This is a genomic window from Oligella ureolytica DSM 18253 (assembly GCF_000373745.1).
GTDB lineage: Bacteria > Pseudomonadota > Gammaproteobacteria > Burkholderiales > Burkholderiaceae_B > Oligella > Oligella ureolytica.
Map to the genome: position 1 here is coordinate 1 of NZ_KB892311.1, position 20,845 is coordinate 20,845.

Genomic DNA, 20,845 nt, shown 5'->3' on the forward strand with positions numbered 1-20,845 from the left:
CCATATAACTGGCCGCGACGCGGCAAATTTCAGCGCAATCCAAATCCAACTTTATGCATCGTGCCATGCTCCTGACGTCTTGCTCATCAAGGCAGGACACCGCACAATGATCACACGCAGTAGCACACGCATAACACGCGTCAATACAAGATTTAAATTTCTCATGAGGCATATTCATCTCCATAGAACTTGAAGGAAATTAGTCGTATGTAGCTCAGCAAAGTGCGCCACCTCCTCGAACCAGCAAGTCCAATGCCATCGCAAGGGTAGGCCAAAGCACTAGTTTCTCACTGGGAAGCACATCTCTAACGCATGACAAAAGAGTAATAACAGAGTCATCGTCCGGTCAGCGCGTAGTCAATATAGTTAGTTAGGCATCTTTACCTGAATGCAGTGTTCTTTGGTCATGTTGGAAGGTTCACTACCGTCGGGCCCCACGTTTCTACTGCCTCATTGCATTTGCGCTTTCTCTTTCGTGGTGTTAACCTATTGAAAAACAATATATAAGATGATTATGAGCACTCAAGACATTCAACAAAATGACAATCCTGCAGAAGTGTATGAGCGCTACCTTAGTCGCCCCATTGCAGATCCCTGGACACGCGTACTAATTGATCTGGCAAACCCACAATCGGGTGAGCGCGTACTGGATCTTACGTGTGGCACCGGCAGTGTTGCCAGGCAAGTGGCGCCCATGGTCGGTTCGTCCGGACAAATTCTTGCTGTGGACATAAACCCAGCAATGCTCCAAGTTGGCCGTGCACAACCCCAACCCCAACCTGCAGGAGCAGTCATTACGTGGCAAGAAGGCGATGCGACCAAACTGAACCTTCCGGACAAGGATTTTGATCTTGTGTTGTGTCAGCAAGGATTCCAGTTTTTTCCGAATCGGCTTGCGTCGGCCAAGGAGGCTAGACGCGTACTCCGAGAAGAAGGCAGAGCCATTATTAGTGTGTGGCAGGCCCTGGAAAGGCACCCGCTTCACGAAGCCTTATTCACAGCGGTCGCACATCATCTTAATGTTTCGGTTACCGATGTTGACGTCGCTTTTTCATTATCAAATCCAGACGAGCTTTATGCATTGCTGCACAATGCCGGCTTTGATCGCGTCGAAACCACGACCCGATCATTGTCGATTCGGATGCCAGACCCTGAAAAGTTTGTTCATTATTCGATATTGGGTGCAGCGACGTCCGTGCCGGCGTTTGCGTCTATGTGCGCCCCGGAGCGCTTAGCTCTGGTGGAGAAAGTGGAAAAGGCAACGCGTCTTATTGTGGAACGCTTCACGTATGGCGATTCCGTCATCTTCCCGATGGAAGCGAACATTGCAATCGCAACGTAGCCCGAAGTCGACGCACTGAGAGTCGGCAGGGCAGTATTGACCTAGCTAACCGGCGTGAACGCCCACATGAAACGATGCATATTGCAGCATGACAATTTTGTAATCGTGCAGTCATGGTCTCGTCAGTAGCGTAAGACTAAACTCCCATAACCGATGTCGCAGCACCTCCTGGCGGACATTCTCAAGGCGTGGCTGTAACACACCACGTCTTCAGTGCTCTTTTATAAAAATGTCGAGCGCAACGATCACTAAAACATAGCAAGTAAGGAAAGGCAGTGCTTGAAGTGAGTAATCTGGACTGTGTTCATGGTGAACGCCGCCTATTTCATGATGTGAGTTTCCTTCTAAGGTCTGGCGAGGGCCTCCTCATCACCGGCGAGAACGGAAGCGGCAAAACAAGCCTTTTACGCATGCTTGTCGGGCTGACACCGCCCTTTATAGGAACGATCAACTGGAAGACCAGATTAATTAAACATTTAGGGGCCGAGTACCGCCGAGAGCTGCTTTATTGCGGCCATCCATTGGGACTGAAAGACAGCTTAAGTGCCACCGAGAACCTGCAGTCCATCGCTTCATTAGTAAACGAACCGGTTGAACTGTCGGTTGTGCAGGATGCTTTGGAACACATAGGATTGCAAGGCAGTGCCCATATGCCCGTGCGAGCCTTATCCCAGGGTCAGAAACGACGTGTCAGCCTCGCGAGATTATTTCTCTCCAGGCGCACTCTGTGGGTCTTGGATGAACCCTTGACGGCTTTGGACACCAAGGCAAGTCAGCATGTTGCACAAGCGGTCGATAGGCATCTTGATGATGGCGGTATTGCGGTAATTACCACCCATCAAGATATGGCCCTAGCCAGCCCGTTGCAAACTGAGCTCCCTGCGCCAAGTTGGCCGTTATCTCCGAATTATTTCAGGTACAATTTTGGTGCTTATGGGGCTTGCTGTGGCAACTGGGCAGTTGGTTCGCTTTGCTATTTGGCTGCTTAGGACATTCCCGGCGCTGGGCGCGATTGGTTAATGATGTGGCGACGTTTACGAGAGTTGCTTGGGGCTCTTACCTATGACGCCATCAGTTTTTAGGAGTGTGTAGTAATGAGATTGCTTATCGTCGAAGACGAAGTGAAAACTGGGAACTACCTTCAACAAGGTCTAACAGAAGCGGGATTTATTGTGGACCTTGCGCGTACAGGACTGGATGGGCACCATCTGGCGTTAACCGGTTCGTACGACGTCATTATCCTTGACGTGATGCTGCCCGACGTTGATGGCTGGCGTATTATGCAAGCCCTTCGCGACGCCAAGTCAACCACGCCAGTACTGTTTTTAACTGCACGCGACAGTGTCGAAGATCGTGTGAAAGGCTTGGAGCTGGGTGCCGACGATTACTTGGTCAAGCCCTTCGCTTTTTCTGAGCTTCTTGCACGAGTCCGCACATTGCTGCGGCGCGGTTCAACCCCCGCTTATCAAACTGAAATGCAGGTGGCTGATCTGGTTCTCGATATTCCTCGGCGCAGGGCGGTGCGCCAGGATGTGCGTATTAATTTAACAAACAAAGAATTCGCATTGCTGGAGCTTTTGGTACGCAGGCAAGGGGAAGTTCTGCCTCGCTCATTAATAGCGTCTCTGGTCTGGGACATGAACTTCGATAGCGATACCAACGTGATCGATGTCGCGATAAGACGATTACGGGCGAAAATTGACGACGACTTTGAGCCAAAACTGATCCATACAGTGCGCGGCATGGGCTACATGCTTGATGTGACTCAGGCGGATGAATAAGTGAAACGACGTCCGATCTCGTTAGTAGTACGGCTCACCGTCTCGATAGGAATGGTTATAACGGTCGTGTTCCTTACCTTTGGCTGGATGATCGAGCGCTCCATCAACGATCATTTTATTCAGCAGGATGTTGACGAACTCAATGCCGTCGTTTATGCGTTGCAACACACCGTTGCCACCTTGCCTTCGGACGTCGAGCAGGAAGAACTGGAACGGCGGCTTACCGATGCAATTTCGGGTCACCATAATGCCTATTACTACATCTCCGATGATGCAGGCCGGCGAATTTACCAATCACCAGGCTCGGACCTGGAACGGTTTTCTCGAATCGCACTCCCTGTCGAGAAGGTTTCAGTCGATACGGTTGGCATGTGGAAAGATCGTGACGAAACACTGCGGGGCGTTGTCCTATGGCTCGACTCCGACGGCCTTGGCAGCTCCAAGTTCCTAAAACTTACTGTTGCAACCGGCATTGATTTTCACCTGCGTTACCTCAATAGCTTTCGCAATCACCTTCGAATCGTCACGGTGGCGGCATGCCTGATAGCAATTCTGGCGATATGGTTCGCGGTATACCAAGGTCATGCCCCAATCCGGCGCATCAGCCGCGAGATACGCCGCATCGGCTCAGATCAGCTACATACGCGCCTTGAGCCTGACGCCGTGCCGCGAGAACTTGCCGAACTTGCCGTTTCATTTAACGAAATGCTGGGCCGACTGGAAGATGCCTTTCAGCGGCTCTCAGCATTCTCGGGGGATATCGCACACGAACTTCGCACGCCAATCACCAACCTGAAAACTCAGACGGAAGTCGCGCTTTCGCATGCCCGCAGCGTAGAGCAGTACCAGGAGATTTTGTACTCCAACCTGGAAGAGTACGAGCGCATGGCGAAAATGATTGGTGATATGCTGTTTTTGGCCCAGGCAGATAACAAGCTGCTTAAGCCCGAACTCGTCGAAATTGATCTTGAGGCCGAAATGCGCATTCTCTTCGATTACTTTAGCGCCTGGGCTGAAGAAAAAAACGTGCTCCTAGTACTCAAGGGTGAACAGGTCTGGATGGTGGGTGACAGGCTGATGATGCGTCGTGCGTTAAGCAACCTTGTGTCTAACGCCATCCGATACACACCTGCGGGAGGCAACGTATCAGCGACCCTCAGCGTCGATGGGGAGAGGGCCAAGATTTGTATTTGGAACGCTGGCGAACCCATACCATCCGAACATTTGGCTCATATTTTTGATCGGTTTTATAGGCCTGACGCCTCACGGCAACGTAGTAGTGAAGGCGCGAGTCTTGGGTTAGCTCAACGTAGTAGTGAAGGCGCGGGTCTTGGGTTAGCTATCACCAAGTCAATTATTGAAGCGCATGGCGGGAAAATCAGCGTTCAGTCCAACGAAAAGGGAACGACGTTTAACGTTCTAGCCCCCGCAACCGGATGTTGTAGTCCTGATTCTGGACACTTCGAAACGAAATGGGATAACGGTGGCGCGTGTTAATCATGCGTCGATAGAGAATGAGACTCCTTAGCCTTACCGGCTTCTATGCCGGGCAAGGATGGGTTGACTCATGGCAAAGATATTTTTTATGAGAGTTTTATGATGAAACGCAGACAGATTTTGAAAGCTAGCGCAGCCGCCTTACTTATGGCGCCTCCCGTACTACGTGCTCAGACTCATGCTGAACATGGCACGTCTATGGCCCGTCATCATGAAATGATGGGGGACGGCCAGCACGGGGCGCACGCGGATATGGCAGAAGCTTTGTTGCCCTTAGATCGCATGCCGTCCCAACGTCCACTAGAGGCGTTACCGCGCTTGAAAAATGCAAGTAGTAAGGCGGGCCGGTTCAAAGCCACATTGACCGCTGCTCCCGCACAAAAAACAGTGGCCAATCGTACGCCGACAGAGTTCTGGCTTTATAACGACCTGTTGCCAGGACCACAAATCGAGGTGTTCGAGGGTGACGAGGTCGAAATCCTCTTCAAAAATCAATTGCCTGAGCCCACGACCGTGCACTGGCATGGTTTACCTGTGCCTTCAGACCAAGATGGCAACCCACAAGACAGCGTGCCTGCGGGCGAAGAACGTATTTATCGATTTACTCTGCCCAAAGGAAGTGCCGGCACATATTGGTATCACCCCCACCCGCATGGTTTAGGGGTATGAAGTCCAACAGAACGAAAACGTACGCTAAGGTTTTATTGTGGTTTATCTGCTTTCGGATTACAATCCACCGTACTTAAGTACGGAGAACAAGACCCAAATGTACACCATCAGTCAAATAGCAAAGTCGGCAGGTGTTAATGTCGAGACTGTCCGCTATTATGAGCGGCGTGGTCTTATCGAACAACCTGATAAACCAACCGAGGGTTATCGTCGCTATCCAGTGACAACCCTGAACCGGATCCGGTTTATCAAGCGTGCCCAGGAACTGGGGTTTACTTTGGAGGAAATATCCCATCTGCTGATGCTAGATAATACTCCCTGTCAAGAAGTACAAGACATGGCTTCTCACAAGCTTGTCAGTGTTCGTGCCAAGATGGCTGATCTGCGTCGCTTGGAAACCGTCCTTAATGATTTGTTGAACCAATGCGCTGCTAATCCTGACCAAACCCATTGTCCCATTATCGATTCCCTTCTTCCTGAGGATAGAAAATCGCGCTGAGTTTATTCCTGCTTGACTCCGTACTAGAGTACGGCGTTTAGACTGACTTTACTGGAACAAACCAAGTGGAGTGAGTCATGTCAAAAAACGATGCCAATCTGCCAATATTCGGCGGTATTGCGGCGGCTATCGGCGCAGGACTGTGTTGCGTCGGCCCCTTCCTGTTGCTTACGCTGGGTATTGGTGGCGCCTGGATCGGTAATCTCACCCTGCTCGAACCTTATCGCCCCCTTTTCATCTTCGCTGTGCTGGTTCTCTTCAGTTGGGCTGGGTGGAAGGTTTACCGTCCCGTCGAGGCCTGCGAATCGGGCACTGGCTGTGCCGTTTTGCAAGTACGTAAACGCCGTCAAGTCATCTTTTGGATAACAGCTCTACTCGCGCTGGTACTTGTGACCAGTAGCTATTGGATCCCCTTGATTGCCTGACAGTGAATGCCAACAACCTGCTGGAGAATAATCCATGAAAAAACTTACCTTTGTGTTAATGCTCTTTGTCACAAGTTTGACGGCCTGGGCTAAACCGCAAACCGTGACCCTAGATTTACCCACCATGAACTGCGCCATGTGTCCGATCACGGTGAAAAAGGCGCTGACTAAAGTCGATGGCGTATCCCGTGCGGAGGTCAGCTATGAGGATAAAGAAGCCATGGTGACCTTTGATGATGAAAAGACAAGTGCCGATGCGTTGATTGAAGCCACCACCCATGCTGGTTATCCCTCCACGATAAAAAACAAAGCTAATTGAGGTGCCTATGATCACACTGTCTATCTCTGGGATGACTTGTGCAAGTTGCACCCATCATGTTCAGGAGGCCCTGCTAGCCGTTGCGGGCGTTAGCAGCGCAATGGTCTCTTATGACGAGGCTAATGCCGTCATCGAAACCGACACAGATATCCATGAGAAAACCTTGCTCGATGCTGTCGCCACGCTGGGCTATAAGGCTAAAGTCGTTGCGTTGGGCAATAACTCACGCTTAACCAAAGATGAGGATACGGAAGAACTGCACGTGGCTATTATTGGCAGCGGTTCAGCGGCATTTGCCTGCGCCATCAAGGCAGCCGAAGGCGGTGCTAAAGTGACGCTCATCGAAGGGGCGGATGTCATTGGCGGCTGCTGTGTCAACGTTGGTTGTGTGCCGTCAAAGATCCTGATCCGGGTTGCGCAACTGGCAGAGCAGCAGCGTCATAACCCGTTTGCGGGATTGGAAAATCATTCCCCCCAACTGAGTCGCTCACTGTTGTTGGCGCAGCAAACGGCGCGGGTCGAGGAGCTGCGTGCGGCCAAATACCAGAAAATTCTGGACGCCAATCCTGCGCTCAGTCTGATCAAAGGTTGGGCGCGATTCAAGGACGCTAACACACTAATCGTCAGTCAAAACGATGGTACGCAGCAGCAGGTTCACGCTGATAAGGTCCTGATTGCGACCGGATCGACGCCGACTATTCCTCCCATCGAAGGACTGAGCGGGACACCCTATTGGACTTCCAACGAGGCTCTTTTTGCCGAAGAAATGCCTCAACATCTGGTGGTGATTGGCTCGTCAGTCGTGGCACTGGAAATTGCCCAGGCCTATCGCCGATTAGGCAGTGAGGTAACCGTGTTGGCCAGACACACACTGCTCTATCGGGAGGAGCCCTTGCTCGGTGAACAACTCTCAGGATGTTTTGAAAAAGAAGGCATTCGTGTTCTGAATCATACCCAGGCTTCAAGTGTTTCCTATGATGGGCAGCAGTTTACTCTTGAAATTCTCTCATCAGAAGCTGGGGCTGGCACTTTGCATTGTGACAAGTTGTTGATCAGCACAGGCCGTCATGCCAATACAGGCAAGCTTAACCTCGATGCGGTAGGCGTCAAGACGGAGCAAAATGGCGTGATCATCGTCAATGAGCGTATGGAAACCAGCGTTCCAGGTGTTTATGCCGCCGGGGATTGCGCCAACATGCCGCAGTTTGTGTACGTCGCGGCCGCGGCCGGTAGTCGCGCCGCCATCAATATGACAGGCGGTGAGACTAAACTGGATCTATCCGCTATGCCTGCGGTGATCTTTACCGATCCCCAGGTGGCGACCGTCGGACTGACTGAAGATCAGGCCAAAGCACAATATATTGAAACCGATAGTCGGGTACTAAGCATGGAAAACGTACCTAGAGCATTGGTTAATTTTGACACTGATGGCTTTATCAAACTGGTGGTAGAAAAAGTCAGTGGACGCCTGATTGGCGCTCAAATCCTGGCGCATGAAGGCGGAGAGCTGATCCAGAGTGCGGCTTTAGCCATCCGCAACCGGATGACAGTAACAGAATTATCCGAACAGTTGTTCCCTTACTTGACCATGGTGGAAGGGCTTAAGCTCTGCGCCCAAACCTTTAACAAAGATGTGAAAGAGCTGTCCTGCTGCGCGGGGTAACGAATTGAGCAAGGGCTGTTAAAAAAGCCCTTATTCGTTCAATGCAAGCACTTTATAGACTGTCGAACGTCCTATTTTCAACTGTCTGGCGATCTCCGAGGCACCGTTCCCTTGTTCGTAGAGTGAGCGGACTCTAGTCTTGTCCACCGTCGGCTTTCGGCCAAATTTGACTCCCTTGGCCTTGGCCTCCAGACGCCCCTCGTTGGTGCGCTCCAGTATGCGTTGGCGCTAATGGGCGTCGGCGCCACAATTCTGTATGAACACCTCACTATGTAGGATGCCCCATGAGCCTCCCGAGTATCAAATTGCCTTTGAGTGATCCATAGAGCGTGGACTTTCAGCGACTCTAACTGCTTCCGGGATTGGTATCGGCTCACTTTTATTTATCCCGTTATCCGTGTGGTGCNCAAATCGAGGTGTTCGAGGGTGACGAGGTCGAAATCCTCTTCAAAAATCAATTGCCTGAGCCCACGACCGTGCACTGGCATGGTTTACCTGTGCCCTCAGACCAAGATGGCAACCCACAGGACAGCGTGCCTGCGGGCGGAGAACGTATTTATCGATTTACTCTGCCCAAAGGAAGTGCCGGCACATATTGGTATCACCCCCACCCGCATGGTTTAACGGCGATGCAAGTAGCGCGGGGGTTAGCGGGAACCTTTATCGTGCGCGCGAAAGACGATCCGCTGGCAGAGCTCCCAGAACAACACTGGATGATTTCCGACTTGCGGTTGGATACCCAGACGCATATTCCACCTAATACCATGATGGACTGGATGAATGGGCGTGAAGGTCAATTTGTATTGATCAATGGCCAGTTACAGCCACGCATAAAGCTGACTACGGGTACACGCGTACGGATTTGGAATAATTGCGCTGCGAGGTATTTACGTTTAGCAGTGCCGGGGTGTCAATGGATATTGCTAGGCACTGATGGTGGACTATTAGAGCAAGCTCAAGCGCCAATGGACGAGGTGTTTTTAGCACCTGCAGAACGTGTTGAAGTCATGGTGCTCACCGAAGGAAATCTACAGGGAGAGCTGTTAAATCGATACTATGATCGCGCGAAGATGATGGTCCAGGAACCACACACCGACACGGTATTGGCTCACATGGCGGTAGAAGCAAAAGGTACGCCATCGATGCCACCTACATTAAATACCTTGCCTGACTTGGGAGAGCCCGTGGCATTTAAAGCCATTGAGTTCAGCGAAATGGAGATGGATCACGGGAACCATGAACCCATGACAATGAGCATGCTGCAATCGATGTTCATGGTTGATGGCAAAGTCTTTGAGATGGACCGCATTGACTTGCGTAGCCACGTGGGCGATGTCGAGGAGTGGCGCGTTTTTAATAATTCGCACATGGATCATCCATTTCATCTTCACGGGACGCAGTTCCAGGTTGCACAACGTGAACAAGATGGCGTGGTGACTCCAGAGCCGTTCAAAGCGTGGCGGGATACCGTTAATTTACGCCCTTATGAAACCGTCGTTTTTCACGTTAAACAGCTAACGCCGGGCATTCGTATGTTCCATTGCCATATTTTGGAGCATGAAGATTTAGGCATGATGGCAAATCTTGAAGTGATCTAGCCATGCTAAATGCTTATCTTGGACAAGTTTCCAAGTTAAGCACTGTCATCTGGATGGCCGACCTCGTCGTCCATGAAGATGGTGCTGTTCAGGGCAGCGTACGGTAGGTGAAATTAACGCGCAGGAATTCATTGCGCATCTGGATACAGCAGGAGTGCCATGATTAGCGTAGGTCCTTTCTCGATTCGAGTTGTCATTATCGTGCTTGCAGCCATCGTGGCATGGATCGCTGCACGGCTCGTCGCTCGGCGTTTGATGGGGTCGGGGGCAAAGCACGCAAGCAGCTTGATTTTCGATGCGTTGATGGTCGGCCTGGTTACGGGGCGTCTCACCTTCGTTCTGATATGGTGGAGCGACTATATCGCTACACCCTGGTCCATTCTGGCGGTAGGTGACGGCGGTTTTTACCCCGTCACCGGTGTCCCGGTAGCCGTTGCCTGGATTTGGTGGAGAACCCGGCATGAGCAGTCCCTGCGCAAACCAGTCTATGCGGGCGTTTTGGCAGGGTTAATAGCCTGGGGCGGGGCAGGCGGTTCGCTGGCCCTGCTGCATGAATCTGCTCCGTCGTTACCTGCGCTTGAATTGAGCACGATAGACTCCGAACCCGTAAGCCTTACAAGCTTTGCCGGGAAACCCGTTGTAGTGAACCTGTGGGCCACATGGTGTCCGCCCTGTCGACGCGAGATGCCCGTGTTCGTGCAGGCTCAAGCGGATTACCCCGACCTGGCTGTCGTCATGATAAATCAGGGGGAAAGTACTCAGGCTATTAACGCTTTCCTGAAGTCAGAAGGTTTGGAGCTGGAGCATGTGCTGCTCGACCCTTCGTCGGCCATGATGCGAGAGGTCGGCTCACGCGGATTGCCCACAACCTTGTTTTTTGACGCGGAAGGAAAAATGCTAGATGCTCACATGGGTGAAATCACCATGCCAAGCCTGAAAAACACCCTGAAAAACCGCTTTGGATTGCAGTGACAACCAACCATATTTCCTCAGAAAGAGTTCTAATGATGGGAGTCGGGTCCAAAAATACAGTGGCATGCTGCAACATGATGCTCAGTCCGAAGTATCGGGTCGCACAATGAAGTGCGACTTTGATGAGGCTATGTGGAACCCTCTCTTCATAGGTGGGGCGTGATGCTCGTTGGCACACTGCTGGGTCTACTGATTGGCGTAGCTCTAGGTTTAACCGGGGCTGGAGGGGGGATTTTCGCCGTGCCAGCGTTGGTGTTTGGTCTTGGGATGGATATTCGTTCGGCTGCTCCCGTAGCGCTTTTTGCCGTTGGCTCGACGACAGGGCTGGGTGCAGTGCAAGGTCTGCGCCAAGGTGTCGTCCGCCTATAAGGGGGCCATCGCACTTGCCGCTGCCGGTGCCGTTACGGCCCCGCAGGGCGTCAGGCTGGCCCATTGGCTTCCGGCGCTTTGGTTGAACCTGACGTTTGTTGCCATCATGCTTGTGGCTGAGTACCGCATGTTTATGTCGTCACGTAGTGCCCAGACCGAGGATGAAGTGCCCCTATTGCGTACTAGCGTTTGTAAAGTCTCACGCGAAACTGGGCGTTTCGTCGGTGTGCTCAAGAACATTTTTGAGCGAGGCATTAGGAGTGAACATTGCAAACACGGAAGGTAGATGTCGCCATTATTGGCGCAGGAAACCGCCTCCTCGATTCCCGGCGTGATTCAGGCCAGCGCTACCATCTGATCTTGTGGTTTTCTTCGGTCTCGCGATGCCGCGCATCGTCCGACGAGTGCAGGTAGGTATTAGTCGTACTGATGGAATCGTGTCCAAGGTTGTCCCTCACATAGCGCAAATCAACCTGATTATTGGCCATATGAGTGCCAGAGGTGTGTCGCAGCCAATGGGCTGAAGCTTGTTCAACATGCCGAGCCTTGGACTCGAAGTCATCACCGCGCATGCGGATGTGGTCGGCAGTGCTTTTGAAGATCCGTTTGAGTGACCTATCCCCCAAAAACAGTGCCATAAGGTTGATGAGATTTCCATTAAACTGGAACAAAAGGAGATCTCACCATGAAGAAGCGTTACAGCGAAGAACAAATTATCCGTGCCATCAAAGAGCATGAGGCCGGTGCCAAGGTTGGCGACCTATGCCGTCAGCTCGGTATTTCATCGGGTACGTTTTACAACTGGCGCAGTAAGTATGCGGGCATGGAAGTGAATGAGGTGAAGCGACTTCGAGAGCTCGAATCTGAAAACGCTAAGTTGAAAAAGCTGCTTGCAGAGAAACTACTAGAAAATGAGGCGTTGAAGGATGTCGTATCAAAAAAGTGGTAAAGCCCGCCAGTAAAAAGGCCGTTGTGGAGTACGTGATGACGCGATTTACGCTGAGTGAGCGTGCCGCATGCAAATTGTACTGGTCAAGCCCAAGTGGACACGTTTAATTGATAATTTTCATACTCAACCGGAGTCATATCACCATTAGACGTATGCAGTCTTTTTTAGGTTGTAATACTTCATATAAGCAGCTACATCGGCTGCCATACACTCGCAAGTTGCGTGTTGAGCTTTGAGTATCCAGTCGTGTTTTAAGCTTCCAAAAAAGCGTTCAACAACGGCATTATCCCAGCAAGCCCCAACATCACCCATCGACTGTTTTATACCTAGCTTAGTTAGCGAGCTTTTTAACTTTTTACTGGTGTACTGGGAGCCACGGTCACTATGGAAAACAACACCTATTGGATGCTTTCTAAGCCAATAGGCTTGCTTAACCGACTGCAACACAAGATCAGTTGTCATACGTTTGTTAATAGACCAGCCAACGATTCGGCGAGAATACAAATCCATAACAACACTTAAATACATCCAACCTTGCCCAGTTCTTAAATAGGTAATATCACCAGCCCATACTTGATTAGCTTGGGCTGGGTTAAAGTTCATATTAACTAGGTTAGGTGCCGCCAAGTGGCGCTCATCACGCTTAGTCGTTACTTTGTAAGCCACGCGCTGGCGTACCACCAGGCCTAGCTTACGCATGATAGTTCGCGTTTTATGACGACCGACAACGAACCCCTGTTGGCGCAGTGCTTTCATGAGCCCACGGCTGCCAAGACTATTACGACTTTCTGCAAAAAGCTGTTTCGCCTTGCAATAAAGCCTCAGTGTATCTGCCCTGATAAGCTTGGAAGGACGTTGCTCCCAAGCGTAATAGCCTGAGCGACTCAGCCCCAATGCCTTGCAGCATAAATTCACTGGGTAGCCTTCTTGCACTTTGGAATGAATAAATTTAAAACCTATTTCATTTCCCTGGCGAAGAAGGCCGATGCCTTTTTTAAGATGTCTTTCTCCATCTTTAATCGCTTGTTTTCAGCACGGAGTTTTAACAGTTCTGTACGCTCATTGTCGTTCAACATAGTGCCATTAGCCTGCTCTTCTTGCTGCTTCTTCCAGTTATAAATCTGGCTGGGGTTTACCCCAACCGCTTCAGCTGCTCCGGCAACGCTATAGCCTTGATCTGTCACCAAGGACACAGCCTCTTCTTTGAACTCTTTCGAGTAGGTTTTATACTTACGCTTCTGATTCATTTTTCACCTCAAACTAGACTGAGCCTATTGTCTCTCATCGAAGTGTCCATTTGAATTAGACCAGAACATCTAGCGACACCAAAACCCCGATAACTTATTGTTATATCGGGGTTTTTTTCATTTCTGTGCGTACAGTGGAAATGTGTATTTAGAAGAAATTCTACAAGCCCCAAAAAGCTGGACAAAACAAATCCAACCATTGGGGGTTTACTGATGTCCAACAAAAACACAACGATGACTCAAAATCCAGTGTAATCATTGATTAGAAGTCTAATTTACTACACGAATGAATTGATTAATTAGCGCTTGTGAATACAATATGATCTATCGTCAATACATAGACCGGTAATTTAAATCCAATGTACGAATCCAAAGATCAGCCACTAATAACTGCTCGTCACTTTAGGCGACGACTTGTGATGCACATTTTGTATGCGTTGCTCATTCTATTGTTCACAATCGCTACCGGCAGCATTGCTCATGTTCATTTAGAATCTCTCAATTGGTTTGATGCCATTCTCAATACTGCTCTCGTTGTGAGTGGGATTGGGCCCTATATCATTCCGGAGACGGCGACAGGCAAACTCTTCTTATCTGCTTATAGTATGGTTGTAGGATTAGTCTTTGCTGCAACGCTTGGTATTATTCTCGCTCCGGTAGCGCACCGCATGCTACACAAGTTTCATTTAGATGAAAGCGATGAGGACAAAGACGATTGATCATAGATAAGCCATATGATTAAAGACAATCCCAAGTACCATCAATGTTAGTTCGGTGCTTTGATATTTTATTATTTAACAATGTATGAAAAACAGAACTCGTTCAATACCAGCCTAGATGAACGCCATAGCCATCGCCCTAATTAATTGCTTTTTATTTATCCTAGATAGACACAGTGAGACAGCTTCGCGAGCATCTCCAAAACGCTAACAAAACATATATATCAAATCCCCTGCTTAGCTATAGACTTTATGTCACAAATAATGAATAATTATGCTTTATAACTATTAGGTATGCATACAAGCGTATGTATGTACGATAAATGTCCAGCTTAGTTGATCATTGGTACGCTAGTCTGAACTTGCAATTCAGTCTAGACGCAAATAAGCGTTCGGTACTTAGTTTACGTGAGCATAAAGGTCCTTTACTAGTACAACGCACTTTATACCCCGAGGGGCCCCATATTTGCCACGTGGCAATACTTCACCCCCCTTCTGGCATTGCCGGGGGTGACCACTTATCTATTCAGGTCAGGCTTAGCGATCAGGCTAATGCCACTATTTTTAACCCCGGTGCTACGCGATGGTACAAATCCAATGGTAAATTGGCATCGCAAACCGTCACTATTCAGGTTGATAAAGGTAGCCGCCTTGATTGGCTACCGTTAGAAAATATTGTCTTCGAGGAAGCTAATGCAGCCTCGCGTACGATTATTGAGCTTGAATCCGGTGCTTCAGCCATTGGATGGGACGCGTTTCAGCTCGGGCGTGTCAACAAACCCAATTACTGGGATGCCGGCTCAATGCAAGCCGAGACACGCCTTAAGGTTGATGGCAAATGGTTATGGATAGATCAAGGGCTAATCCAAGCTGACGATCCGATACGTCACAGCATCTCCGGTTTAGCTGATTTTCCGGCGCATGCGGTACTGTGGTGCTTTGGACCTACTTTAGATCGTCAACAATACGAGAGGCTCAGCCAGCTATTGCCTTGGAATGATGAGCTACGAGCCGCGTCTACGGTTATCCAGTATGACGAGAAGCAGTCTCTGTATCTCGTACGCTGTATTGGCATACATATGGAAGAGATTCGCTCTATACTTGAAAAGGCGTGGGCACTTTTGCGCCAGCATGTGCTGCATACACCAAGCACCCCTCTCAGGCTATGGGCAACTTAATTACCCTTTTACTTTCATTGAATTACACAATTTAATTCTACTGTTTATAAGGAAATGCACTAAATGGAATTAACACCAAGAGAAAAAGATAAATTACTCATTTTTACTGCAGCCCTTTTAGCGGAAAGACGCCGCGCTCGCGGTTTAAAACTAAACTATCCTGAAGCCGTTGCATTCATTACAGCTGCCATTATGGAAGGCGCGCGCGATGGCAAAACGGTCGCTGAACTCATGAGCGAAGGCGGACAAATCCTACGCCGCGAAGATGTAATGGAAGGTATTCCCGAAATGATTACCAACATACAGGTCGAAGCCACCTTTCCGGACGGCACCAAGTTAATCACCGTTCACAATCCGATTATTTAACTATTTAAAACTAACATCTATAGGTATATCAATGACTAATAACTCAAAAAAAATCCGTAGTTTAGCGATTATTACAAGTACGTTGTTCCTCCTAACAACCAACGCATACGCTCATCCCGGCCATATTGGCGATCATGATATGTGGCATATGCTGATGCACGGCTTAGAGCATCCATTAACCGGGATAGATCACCTGTTAGCGATGCTGGCTGTGGGTATTTGGAGTGCACTCACACATAAAACAGCGCGTGAAGCTATTGCACTGCCTTTTGCATTTGTCGCGTTACTACTTGTTGGTGCAGTACTTGGTTTAGTTGGCGTTCATTTACCTGCCGTCGAACCCATGATTGTTGCCTCCTTATTGGTATTAGGTTTATTAGTAGCGGGTCAAGTCACCATGAAGAGTGTCTTCAGCTACGCTCTTGTCGGGCTGTTTGCTTTGTTCCATGGTTTAGCTCATGGCATGGAATTACCTCAAAGTAATGGTGCAGTAGCCTTCATCATCGGTTTTGTTGTCACTACGTTAGCCCTACATTTATCCGGCCTATTCATTGGCTTCAAAATTAAAGCGCATAGCAAATGGATTTCACGCCTACTGGGCGTCGGTATTGCCGGTTATGGTGCGCTGCTTTTAGCTGGTGTATAAGGATAATAGTATGTTGATTCCTGGTGAAATTATTGCAGAGCCCGGCTCCATTACGATTAACGAAGGCCGCGCAACACTGCGCCTGCCTGTGATCAATAATGGTGACAGACCTATTCAAATCGGCTCACATTATCATTTTGCAGAAACTAATAATGCACTCGAATTCGATCGCGAGCTAGCGTTAGGCTACAGACTGAATATTCCGGCCGGTAACGCCATTCGTTTTGAGCCGGGTGTACGTCGCACCGTCGAACTTGTTGCGTTTGCCGGTGACCGTAAGATCTATGGTTTCCAAGGTAAAGTCATGGGGGATTTAGCATGAGTTCATTATCTCGTACAGCGTATACTGAGATTTATGGTCCAACCTTTGCCGATGGCAAAGGCGATCGTATCCGGTTGGCTGACACCCTCCTTTTGGCCGAGGTAGAAAAAGACCACGCCATTTTCGGTGAGGAGGTGAAGTTCGGTGGCGGCAAGGTGATTCGAGACGGTATGGGTCAAAGTCAACGTCTTAGCGCTGACTGCGTAGACACCGTTATTACCAATGCCCTGATTATTGATGCAATCACCGGTATTATCAAAGCAGATGTAGGCATTAAAAATGGTTTGATTGCCGGTATCGGACGAGCCGGCAACCCGGATACTCAACCTGACATAGACATCATTATTGGCGCCTCTACCGAAGTAATCGCAGGCGAAGGCATGATACTTACCGCTGGTGCTATTGATACGCATATTCATTATATTTGCCCTCAGCAAGTCCAAGAGGCCTTAGCCACCGGCACCACCACCATGATCGGTGGAGGCACTGGACCGGCTACGGGCTCATTGGCAACCACCAGCACACCTGGCCCATGGCATATGAAAACCATGCTCCAAGCCCTAGATGCTTTTCCCATTAACATCGGCTTACTAGGTAAAGGCAGCGCTAGCTCACACGAGGCATTACGTGAGCAAGTGCGTGCCGGTGCCATGGGCTTAAAAATTCACGAAGACTGGGCGAGTACACCTGCTACTATCGATACCTGCCTCTCTCTGGCGGATGAAACTGATATTCAAGTTGCGATACATAGTGACACGCTTAATGAATCGGGTTTTGCAGAAGACACTTTTGCGGCATTCAAAGGACGCACCATTCACTCGTTCCACACTGAAGGTGCCGGTGGTGGACATGCTCCTGATATCATTAAAGCGGCCGGCATGGTTAATGTCCTACCGGCATCTACTAACCCCACGCTTCCCTTTACAAACAACACCATTGATGAGCACTTGGATATGGTGATGGTGTGTCACCACCTCGATCCATCGATTGCGGAAGATCTTGCCTTTGCTGAAAGTCGTATTCGACGTGAAACCATCGCTGCAGAAGATATTTTGCACGATTTGGGAGCAATTTCTATCATGAGCTCGGACTCCCAAGCCATGGGACGCGTGGGTGAGGTCGTGCTAAGAACCTGGCAAACCGCTCACAAGATGAAGTTGCAACGCGGTCCTTTAGCTGAAGACTCCGAGCGCTCTGATAATGAGCGCATTAAACGTTATATCGCCAAATACACCATTAATCCCGCGTTGGCTCATGGTATTGCGCACTTAGTAGGTTCCATCGAAGTAGGCAAAGTAGCTGACTTAGTGTTATGGCGTCCGGCTTTTTTCGGTATCAAAACAAATATGGTTTTAAAAAGCGGCATGATCGTCAGTGCAAGTATTGGCGATATGGGTGCTTCTATTTCTACACCTCAACCGGTGCAGATTCAGCCTATGTGGGGTAGTTACGGCAAAGCACTGCATACCTCTATCAATTTTGTATCTCAATTAAGCCTGAGCAATCCTGAGTTAACCGATTTAGGTTTAACCAAACGTCTTGAAGCCGTCAAAGGATGCCGAACAGTCACTAAACGCGATATGGTACGTAATAACTGGCTACCTGAAATTACAGTTGACCCGGAAACCTATCAAGTCTTCGCCGATGGTGAGCTACTTGACTGCGAACCAGTCAGTGAACTCCCAATGGCACAACGTTATTTTTTATTTTAATTATGCAAATAGTTAATACTTTTATACGCAATAAGGACGCAACGGAGCTACAACTTGCCGAGTGCCCTACGGTAACCCTTAGCTTAGCGCTACGCAGACGCAGTCGCCAACGTCTACGCTTAGACGATGGCACAGAAGTCGGCATGGCAATTGAACGGGGGCAAACCTTACGTCATCATGATGTACTGGTCACCGAGCAACAGCAATATATTCGTGTGCTGGCCGCCTTAGAAAATGTCGTGCGCGTCACGGCAGACTCGCCATGGCAGTTAGCACGAGCAGCTTATCACTTAGGCAACCGTCATATCTTGTTAGAAATTGGCGAAGGTTTTTTGCAGTTTGAACACGATCCAGTCCTAATAGAGATGTTAGAACAAATTGGTGATCTCACGGTAGAAACTGTTGATGCTATTTTTGAACCGGATGTGGGTGCTTATGGCGGTGGTCATCGCCACGGTCACGATGAAACTTTTGATGAAGACTATGCGCTAGCTCAAGCTGCCTACCATCATCATGAACCGACTCATACTCACGATCACGGTCATAGCCATAGTCATCATGATCACTCTCATGATGAAGATTCTTTTGAGGCGTCGCACGACAAAAACTCATGAATTCAGTAAATATAGGCCTTGATACAGACCAAATTACTCGCTTGCTGCACTTATCATCACCGGCATTGCCGATTGGTGGTTTTAGCTATTCTCAAGGTCTGGAGGCAGCTGTTGAACTACAGCTTATTCATGATGAACCTAGCACCCTGCAGTGGATCGAACAGCAATTGCAAATGGTTATGGCTCGTACTGAGGCACCACTTTGGTGCCTGATGTACCGAGCTTGTCAGGCTCGTGACTGGTCAGCGATGGATGAATGGAACCAGTGGTTTTATGCATCACGCGAGACCCAAGAGCTGCGTCAAGAAACTACTCAAATGGGTTCGTCACTGTACAAACTTGCTGAAGAGTTTCAGTGGGGAACGCCTGCTGACTTAGCCCAGCTTGCCCAGTTAGACCCGCTAACCTTACCCTGCGCGCATGCATTTGCTTGTGCCAACACACAGCTACCCTTAGAAGCTTCTCTGAGCGCATATTTATTTACTTGGTTAGAGAATCAAGTGGCAGCGGCTATCAAGAGTGTCCCGCTGGGCCAACTAGCAGGTCAACGAATTCTTACGCATGTTATGCAGCAGATCCCTGCTGCTCAACAAGAGGCTATCTCACGTAGCACTGCCTCGCCACCATTACTTAATGCATTTGCACCGCAATACGCCATCGTGGCGTCTAGGCATGAAACTCAATTTTCACGCTTATTTCGTTCTTAATTTTTATTGGCTCATACTATGCATAAAAAACCTGTCCCATTACGCACTAAATCACTGCCCCCACTACGCGTTGGTGTGGGCGGTCCTGTCGGTTCGGGAAAAACCACCCTACTCGAGATGATTTGTAAAGCAATGCATCCCGAGTTAGATTTAATTGCGATCACTAATGATATTTACACAAAAGAAGACCAACGCTTGTTAACCCTTTCCGGGGCTCTACCTGCTGAACGTATCCTAGGGGTAGAAACCGGCGGCTGCCCGCACACAGCGATTCGTGAAGACGCATCCATTAATCTCACGGCAATTGATCAAATGCTTGAAAAGTTTCCGGATGCAGATATCGTGTTTATTGAGTCTGGTGGTGATAACCTTGCTGCGACCTTTAGCCCTGAGCTCTCTGATCTTACTATCTACGTGATTGACGTAGCCAGCGGTGAAAAAATCCCACGTAAAGGCGGCCCGGGCATTACTAAATCCGATCTTTTTATCATTAACAAAACCGATCTTGCACCCTATGTAGGCGCTGATCTTTCGATTATGAAATCAGACACTGAACATATGCGCAATGGAAAACCCTTTTTTATGTGTAATCTAAAAAATGGTGAAGGCGTAGAAGAAGTGGTCAACTTTCTAAAAAAAGAAGGTCTTTTCCGCGCTTAAGCTTAATATCGAGCTAAGTCACAAACGTTTAGTAATATAAGTCGAGATAAAACCGCCGTTACACTAGTTCATAGTCCCGGCGGTTTTGCTTTTGGGGAAAGTAGACACTGAGCAACATAAACCCCACTGCTCAATTACTCCTCAAAAGCTCGGAGTATCATACAAATCAAGCACTTAGAATATATAACCATATTAAGTCACAAAGATATCCACAATTTCTGTGCATAACTTTATTAATAACAGGGAAAAACTGCTCAAACCAAGAGCGAATAAAAAATCACTTTGCTCTCTCAAGCATGAACTGTGAGACTTTTGCATAAAAACGGTTAAATAGCGCTTTTTTGTTCTACTTGGAAATTTTTTGATTTTTTTGGAAATTTTCGACAAATTTCACCCCGCTTTTATCGATAAATGCCTGTTTTTTTGGCATTTATCTGCCTAATTCTGCCTTTTAGGCAAAATTAGGCGCAACTATCCTAAGCTTATTGGCAGCTTTTAAACAATTGATGCAAATCGCTTTCAAAAGCGACTGCGCATGCACCTTGACGAGACCAAAATAGCTTGCCCGCTTATGTTTGAATTTACGGTGCA

At 48.8% G+C, this 20,845-nt stretch carries 24 protein-coding genes and 2 pseudogenes; 22 read left to right on the plus strand and 4 right to left on the minus strand.

The annotated features are described in order from the left end of the window. A partial coding sequence (locus tag B092_RS16175; RefSeq protein ID WP_483310403.1) for a four-helix bundle copper-binding protein occupies positions 1–184 on the minus strand: 184 nt, incomplete at its 3' end. A 330-nt stretch (positions 185–514) separates the two neighbouring features. Here B092_RS16175 and B092_RS0108410 point away from each other — a divergent pair. From B092_RS0108410 to merA, 9 genes are all read left to right on the plus strand, one after another. Further along, positions 515–1,342, plus strand: a complete 828-nt coding sequence (locus B092_RS0108410; protein WP_197933426.1) for a class I SAM-dependent methyltransferase — start codon at positions 515–517, stop codon at positions 1,340–1,342. Positions 1,343–1,617: 275 nt separating this feature from the next. Beyond that, positions 1,618–2,331 (plus strand): cytochrome c biogenesis heme-transporting ATPase CcmA, encoded by a 714-nt coding sequence (gene ccmA, locus B092_RS14065; protein ID WP_018574798.1) that lies wholly within the window; start codon positions 1,618–1,620, stop codon positions 2,329–2,331. Positions 2,332–2,436: 105 nt separating this feature from the next. Next, entirely contained in the window at positions 2,437–3,123 is a 687-nt protein-coding gene (locus tag B092_RS0108420; RefSeq protein ID WP_018574799.1) for a heavy metal response regulator transcription factor, read from the plus strand. Next, positions 3,124–4,620, plus strand: coding sequence for a Cu(+)/Ag(+) sensor histidine kinase (locus tag B092_RS0108425; RefSeq protein ID WP_018574800.1), 1,497 nt, complete (start codon positions 3,124–3,126; stop codon positions 4,618–4,620). Positions 4,621–4,719: 99 nt separating this feature from the next. Then, the gene (locus tag B092_RS15425) at positions 4,720–5,289 is read left to right on the plus strand and encodes a multicopper oxidase domain-containing protein (protein WP_232244230.1); all 570 of its coding nucleotides are present in this window, start codon (positions 4,720–4,722) and stop codon (positions 5,287–5,289) included. Between the two features lie 37 nt (positions 5,290–5,326). Continuing rightward, entirely contained in the window at positions 5,327–5,788 is a 462-nt protein-coding gene (gene merR / locus B092_RS0108435; protein WP_232244233.1) for a mercury resistance transcriptional regulator MerR, read from the plus strand. Between the two features lie 77 nt (positions 5,789–5,865). Continuing rightward, entirely contained in the window at positions 5,866–6,213 is a 348-nt protein-coding gene (locus tag B092_RS0108440; RefSeq protein WP_018574803.1) for a mercuric transporter MerT family protein, read from the plus strand. Positions 6,214–6,247: 34 nt separating this feature from the next. Then, positions 6,248–6,532, plus strand: coding sequence for a mercury resistance system periplasmic binding protein MerP (gene merP / locus B092_RS0108445; protein ID WP_018574804.1), 285 nt, complete (start codon positions 6,248–6,250; stop codon positions 6,530–6,532). A 7-nt stretch (positions 6,533–6,539) separates the two neighbouring features. Beyond that, positions 6,540–8,195 carry a mercury(II) reductase gene (gene merA, locus B092_RS0108450; RefSeq protein ID WP_026253681.1) on the plus strand — a complete coding sequence of 552 codons (1,656 nt, stop codon included), beginning with the start codon at positions 6,540–6,542 and terminating at the stop codon, positions 8,193–8,195. Between the two features lie 30 nt (positions 8,196–8,225). On the opposite strand, the gene B092_RS15135 is transcribed toward merA, so the two are convergent. Continuing rightward, positions 8,226–8,414, minus strand: coding sequence for a helix-turn-helix domain-containing protein (locus B092_RS15135; RefSeq protein ID WP_115073823.1), 189 nt, complete (start codon positions 8,412–8,414; stop codon positions 8,226–8,228). A 143-nt stretch (positions 8,415–8,557) separates the two neighbouring features. On the opposite strand from B092_RS15135, the gene B092_RS14070 reads away from it, so the two are divergent. From B092_RS14070 to B092_RS15890, 3 genes are all read left to right on the plus strand, one after another. Next, the gene (locus tag B092_RS14070; protein WP_280513162.1) at positions 8,558–9,793 is read left to right on the plus strand and encodes a multicopper oxidase family protein; all 1,236 of its coding nucleotides are present in this window, start codon (positions 8,558–8,560) and stop codon (positions 9,791–9,793) included. Positions 9,794–9,952: 159 nt separating this feature from the next. Beyond that, on the plus strand, positions 9,953–10,765 hold the full coding sequence (locus B092_RS0108460) for a TlpA disulfide reductase family protein (protein WP_018574807.1): 813 nt from the start codon (positions 9,953–9,955) through the stop codon (positions 10,763–10,765). Positions 10,766–10,897: 132 nt separating this feature from the next. Then, positions 10,898–11,134 (plus strand): TSUP family transporter, encoded by a 237-nt coding sequence (locus B092_RS15890; RefSeq protein ID WP_244870502.1) that lies wholly within the window; start codon positions 10,898–10,900, stop codon positions 11,132–11,134. Between the two features lie 347 nt (positions 11,135–11,481). Here the strand turns inward: B092_RS15890 and B092_RS0108475 are convergent, their stop codons facing one another. Further along, positions 11,482–11,772 carry a tyrosine-type recombinase/integrase gene (locus B092_RS0108475; RefSeq protein WP_018574808.1) on the minus strand — a complete coding sequence of 97 codons (291 nt, stop codon included), beginning with the start codon at positions 11,770–11,772 and terminating at the stop codon, positions 11,482–11,484. Positions 11,773–11,819: 47 nt separating this feature from the next. Between B092_RS0108475 and B092_RS0108480 the strand changes: the two are divergent. Further along, a pseudogene (locus B092_RS0108480) lies at positions 11,820–12,160 on the plus strand (transposase); the annotation flags it as partial. Between the two features lie 6 nt (positions 12,161–12,166). On the opposite strand, the pseudogene B092_RS14080 reads toward B092_RS0108480, so the two are convergent. After that, positions 12,167–13,330 (minus strand): annotated as a pseudogene (locus B092_RS14080) (IS3 family transposase). Positions 13,331–13,749: 419 nt separating this feature from the next. On the opposite strand from B092_RS14080, the gene B092_RS0108495 reads away from it, so the two are divergent. The 9 genes from B092_RS0108495 (at position 13,750) to ureG (ending at position 20,254) form a co-directional block, all read left to right on the plus strand. Continuing rightward, positions 13,750–14,049: a two pore domain potassium channel family protein gene (locus B092_RS0108495; RefSeq protein WP_018574812.1), complete on the plus strand. Its 300-nt coding sequence runs from the start codon at positions 13,750–13,752 to the stop codon at positions 14,047–14,049. A 323-nt stretch (positions 14,050–14,372) separates the two neighbouring features. Further along, positions 14,373–15,227 (plus strand): urease accessory protein UreD, encoded by an 855-nt coding sequence (locus tag B092_RS0108500; protein ID WP_018574813.1) that lies wholly within the window; start codon positions 14,373–14,375, stop codon positions 15,225–15,227. Positions 15,228–15,290: 63 nt separating this feature from the next. Next, positions 15,291–15,593, plus strand: coding sequence for an urease subunit gamma (locus B092_RS0108505; protein ID WP_018574814.1), 303 nt, complete (start codon positions 15,291–15,293; stop codon positions 15,591–15,593). A 31-nt stretch (positions 15,594–15,624) separates the two neighbouring features. Further along, positions 15,625–16,239, plus strand: coding sequence for a HupE/UreJ family protein (locus B092_RS0108510; protein WP_018574815.1), 615 nt, complete (start codon positions 15,625–15,627; stop codon positions 16,237–16,239). Positions 16,240–16,252: 13 nt separating this feature from the next. After that, entirely contained in the window at positions 16,253–16,561 is a 309-nt protein-coding gene (locus tag B092_RS0108515; RefSeq protein WP_026253686.1) for an urease subunit beta, read from the plus strand. After that, on the plus strand, positions 16,558–18,273 hold the full coding sequence (gene ureC, locus B092_RS0108520) for an urease subunit alpha (protein WP_018574817.1): 1,716 nt from the start codon (positions 16,558–16,560) through the stop codon (positions 18,271–18,273). The genes B092_RS0108515 and ureC overlap by 4 nt, the downstream gene beginning before the upstream one ends. A gap of 2 nt (positions 18,274–18,275) precedes the next feature. Continuing rightward, positions 18,276–18,887 carry an urease accessory protein UreE gene (ureE, locus tag B092_RS0108525; RefSeq protein WP_018574818.1) on the plus strand — a complete coding sequence of 204 codons (612 nt, stop codon included), beginning with the start codon at positions 18,276–18,278 and terminating at the stop codon, positions 18,885–18,887. Continuing rightward, positions 18,884–19,594: an urease accessory protein UreF gene (locus B092_RS0108530; protein ID WP_018574819.1), complete on the plus strand. Its 711-nt coding sequence runs from the start codon at positions 18,884–18,886 to the stop codon at positions 19,592–19,594. Before ureE ends, B092_RS0108530 begins: the two co-directional genes overlap by 4 nt. Before the next feature lie 18 nt (positions 19,595–19,612). Further along, a complete protein-coding gene (ureG, locus tag B092_RS0108535; protein ID WP_018574820.1) occupies positions 19,613–20,254 on the plus strand; it encodes an urease accessory protein UreG in 642 nt (213 codons plus the stop codon). Positions 20,255–20,845: the final 591 nt, after the last annotated feature.

What these genes read in the sequence shown, in the direction of transcription:
- B092_RS0108530 (WP_018574819.1), top strand. Translation starts at nt 18,884, where the DNA reads ATGAATTCAGTAAATATAGGCCTTGATACAGACCAAATTACTCGCTTG.
- merA (WP_026253681.1), top strand. Translation starts at nt 6,540, where the DNA reads ATGATCACACTGTCTATCTCTGGGATGACTTGTGCAAGTTGCACCCAT.
- B092_RS0108440 (WP_018574803.1), top strand. Translation starts at nt 5,866, where the DNA reads ATGTCAAAAAACGATGCCAATCTGCCAATATTCGGCGGTATTGCGGCG.
- B092_RS0108420 (WP_018574799.1), top strand. Translation starts at nt 2,437, where the DNA reads ATGAGATTGCTTATCGTCGAAGACGAAGTGAAAACTGGGAACTACCTT.
- B092_RS0108510 (WP_018574815.1), top strand. Translation starts at nt 15,625, where the DNA reads ATGACTAATAACTCAAAAAAAATCCGTAGTTTAGCGATTATTACAAGT.
- B092_RS0108505 (WP_018574814.1), top strand. Translation starts at nt 15,291, where the DNA reads ATGGAATTAACACCAAGAGAAAAAGATAAATTACTCATTTTTACTGCA.
- B092_RS0108410 (WP_197933426.1), top strand. Translation starts at nt 515, where the DNA reads ATGAGCACTCAAGACATTCAACAAAATGACAATCCTGCAGAAGTGTAT.
- B092_RS15425 (WP_232244230.1), top strand. Translation starts at nt 4,720, where the DNA reads ATGATGAAACGCAGACAGATTTTGAAAGCTAGCGCAGCCGCCTTACTT.
- ureG (WP_018574820.1), top strand. Translation starts at nt 19,613, where the DNA reads ATGCATAAAAAACCTGTCCCATTACGCACTAAATCACTGCCCCCACTA.
- B092_RS0108500 (WP_018574813.1), top strand. Translation starts at nt 14,373, where the DNA reads ATGTCCAGCTTAGTTGATCATTGGTACGCTAGTCTGAACTTGCAATTC.
- merP (WP_018574804.1), top strand. Translation starts at nt 6,248, where the DNA reads ATGAAAAAACTTACCTTTGTGTTAATGCTCTTTGTCACAAGTTTGACG.
- B092_RS0108460 (WP_018574807.1), top strand. Translation starts at nt 9,953, where the DNA reads ATGATTAGCGTAGGTCCTTTCTCGATTCGAGTTGTCATTATCGTGCTT.
- B092_RS0108495 (WP_018574812.1), top strand. Translation starts at nt 13,750, where the DNA reads ATGCACATTTTGTATGCGTTGCTCATTCTATTGTTCACAATCGCTACC.
- ureC (WP_018574817.1), top strand. Translation starts at nt 16,558, where the DNA reads ATGAGTTCATTATCTCGTACAGCGTATACTGAGATTTATGGTCCAACC.
- ureE (WP_018574818.1), top strand. Translation starts at nt 18,276, where the DNA reads ATGCAAATAGTTAATACTTTTATACGCAATAAGGACGCAACGGAGCTA.
- B092_RS0108475 (WP_018574808.1), bottom strand. Translation starts at nt 11,772, where the DNA reads ATGGCACTGTTTTTGGGGGATAGGTCACTCAAACGGATCTTCAAAAGC.